The 3,082-nt window shown below is 38.1% G+C and carries 3 protein-coding genes; all 3 read left to right on the forward strand.

The annotated features are described in order from the left end of the window. The coding region (locus tag HT678_RS11010) for an ACT domain-containing protein (RefSeq protein ID WP_172925027.1) at positions 1–248 on the forward strand (248 nt) is incomplete at its 5' end. A 9-nt stretch (positions 249–257) separates the two neighbouring features. Beyond that, positions 258–1,595, forward strand: a complete 1,338-nt coding sequence (locus HT678_RS11015) for a PFL family protein (protein ID WP_023939670.1) — start codon at positions 258–260, stop codon at positions 1,593–1,595. 17 nt (positions 1,596–1,612) lie between these two features. Continuing rightward, positions 1,613–3,076 (forward strand): N-acetylmuramoyl-L-alanine amidase family protein, encoded by a 1,464-nt coding sequence (locus HT678_RS11020; RefSeq protein WP_172925029.1) that lies wholly within the window; start codon positions 1,613–1,615, stop codon positions 3,074–3,076. Positions 3,077–3,082 lie beyond the last annotated feature (6 nt).

The raw sequence follows: 3,082 nt of genomic DNA on the forward strand, positions 1-3,082 counted from the left end.
TTGTTGGTAAAGATAAATCTGGAATTGTTGCAGGTGTTTCTGGCAAAATTGCAGAATTGGGTTTGAATATTGATGATATCTCTCAAACTGTCTTGGATGAATATTTCACGATGATGGCTGTCGTCTCTAGCGATGAAAAGCAAGATTTTACCTATCTTCGTAATGAATTTGAAGCTTTTGGGCAAACTTTGAATGTGAAAATCAATATTCAGAGTGCAGCGATTTTCGAAGCTATGTATAATATCTAGGAGGTTATCATGGATATTAGACAAGTTACTGAAACCATCGCCATGATTGAGGAACAAAACTTCGATATCAGAACTATTACCATGGGGATTTCTCTTTTGGACTGTATCGATCCAGATATCAATCGTGCTGCAGAGAAAATTTATCAAAAGATTACGAGCAAGGCAGCTAATTTAGTGGCTGTTGGCGATGAAATTGCAGCTGAGTTGGGAATTCCAATCGTTAATAAGCGTGTATCGGTGACTCCTATTTCTCTGATAGGGGCAGCGACAGATGCGACGGACTACGTGGTTCTGGCAAAAGCGCTTGATAAGGCTGCGAAAGAAATCGGTGTGGATTTTATTGGTGGTTTCTCTGCCTTGGTACAAAAGGGATACCAAAAGGGAGATGAGATTCTCATCAATTCTATTCCTCGTGCTTTGGCTGAAACGGACAAGGTTTGCTCGTCAGTCAATATCGGCTCAACCAAGGCTGGTATCAATATGACGGCTGTCGCAGATATGGGACGTATTATCAAGGAAACGGCTAATCTATCGGATATGGGGGCAGCTAAATTGGTTGTATTTGCTAATGCTGTTGAGGACAATCCATTTATGGCGGGTGCTTTCCATGGTGTTGGGGAAGCAGATGTTATCATCAATGTCGGTGTTTCTGGTCCTGGTGTGGTCAAGCGTGCCTTGGAAAAAGTTCGTGGACAGAGCTTTGATGTAGTAGCCGAAACAGTTAAGAAAACTGCCTTTAAAATCACTCGGATCGGTCAATTGGTTGGTCAAATGGCCAGTGAGAGACTGGGTGTGGAATTTGGTATTGTGGACTTGAGTTTGGCGCCAACTCCTGCGGTTGGAGATTCTGTAGCACGTGTCCTTGAGGAAATGGGGCTAGAAATAGTTGGTACGCATGGAACAACGGCTGCCTTGGCTCTTTTGAATGACCAAGTTAAGAAGGGCGGAGTGATGGCCTGCAACCAAGTCGGTGGTTTGTCTGGTGCCTTTATCCCTGTTTCAGAGGATGAAGGAATGATTGCTGCAGTGCAAAATGGCTCTCTTAATTTGGAAAAACTAGAAGCCATGACGGCTATCTGTTCTGTTGGTTTGGATATGATTGCCATCCCAGAAGATACACCTGCTGAAACCATTGCGGCTATGATTGCAGATGAAGCTGCAATTGGTGTCATTAACATGAAAACAACAGCTGTACGTATCATTCCCAAAGGAAAAGAAGGCGATATGATTGAGTTTGGTGGTCTTCTTGGTACAGCTCCAGTAATGAAAGTCAATGGAGCTTCGTCTGTTGATTTTATCTCTCGTGGAGGACAAATCCCAGCACCAATTCATAGTTTTAAAAATTAAGAAAATAGGAGAAATTGATGAAAAAAGAAATGAAACATGCTTTAGTAGCTTTAGGACTGTCGTCTTTACTAGTCCGAACTTTTGCCAGTCAAGTAGTTTTTGCGCAGGAAAATGATACGAATTCAAGAAATGAAAGTCTATATAAAACACAAGCAGATTTAGAGAATGTAGCTAGAAATTATTCTGAACAAGTGAAGAAAAAATTATTGGAAGAAATTGATGGCATTGATTGGAATACTGTACAATTTAAAGATGATGATGTCTTAAAACTCAAGACTGTCGTAGTTAAAAGATTAGCTGAGGTTACAGAGGAAAATATAAATAGATTTTCAAAAAATGGTTACTATTATTCGTTTGAATTCGAAGAAATTGTCAATAGAATAAAAAGTGATGTGCCTAACTTTTTAGGATATGTTTTTGATATAGCTAGAATAAAAAAATATGACTTACTACTTCAGCAAGTAGAAAAAGATAGTAACTTATACTCATCTGAAGAAAAGGAAAAAATAATTAGCGATTTAAAAATGTTTTACGGACCATTAACAGGCTGGTCGATACCTCGGGACCGTAATTATTTTGGTGATTACGATCCAGAAAATAATACTAATTTAACATTAAAAGATTATGTTCAAAATTTATCAACTTTTTATAAAAATGTTGATAAATCGAGTCCTAGTTTAATTCCTACGGAAAAAAATATCAGAGAAATTAATGCTGTTGCTTTCATGGAGAAGACAGCCATTAGTAATGATGATACACTTTCAAAAGCAGATAAAGTTTCTATGTTTAGTAAGATTGATGATATAGTTGAAGAGGGGATACACAAAATCAGGAAAGAAGCAGGTCTTGTATATAAGGAAGAGACTGTAAGACACATGTTATCCCCTGAAGAGTTATCTGTCTTTACTAAGCGTATCGAAGATGTTTACCAAGGAAAAGCTAAGCCTAAGGTGACAAAAGAAGAGGCTATTCAAGCAGTTTCTACTGGAACTTCATCCTCAGTTTCAACTTCATCTCAAGCTATTATTACCTCTAATGGAGAGACTAAGAAAAATCATCAAGCAAGTAAGTGGTTTAAAGAGTCTGGCAAATGGTACTATAATGACCTTTCTGGCAATCTTGTAAGAAACAGTTGGGTAGGCCGTTATTATCTAAAATCAGATGCTTCAATGGCTGCAAGTGAATGGATTTATGATGAAGACTATAAGAGCTGGTTTTATGTAGATTCAACTGGTAGTTATGTGGAGAAAGCTTGGCAGGGAGAATACTACCTAAAACGTGGCGGTTACATGGCTAAGAGTGAGTGGGTATTTGATTCTCAGTATGATAGTTGGTATTATCTGAACCAAGATGGTAAGTACGCTCGTAATCAATGGATTAAAGACGGAGATAAGTGGTATTACTTGTTAGCTGATGGGAAATTGGCAAAAAATATGACCATTAACGGCTATAAAGTAAATGAAAAAGGTGAATGGGTATAATTTTTT

Origin of the sequence: Streptococcus sp. 3167 (assembly GCF_013277175.1) — a bacterium.
GTDB lineage: Bacteria > Bacillota > Bacilli > Lactobacillales > Streptococcaceae > Streptococcus > Streptococcus pseudopneumoniae.

Coding starts and splice junctions, on each gene's coding strand:
- HT678_RS11015 (WP_023939670.1), top strand. CDS start 258: ATGGATATTAGACAAGTTACTGAAACCATCGCCATGATTGAGGAACAA.
- HT678_RS11020 (WP_172925029.1), top strand. CDS start 1,613: ATGAAAAAAGAAATGAAACATGCTTTAGTAGCTTTAGGACTGTCGTCT.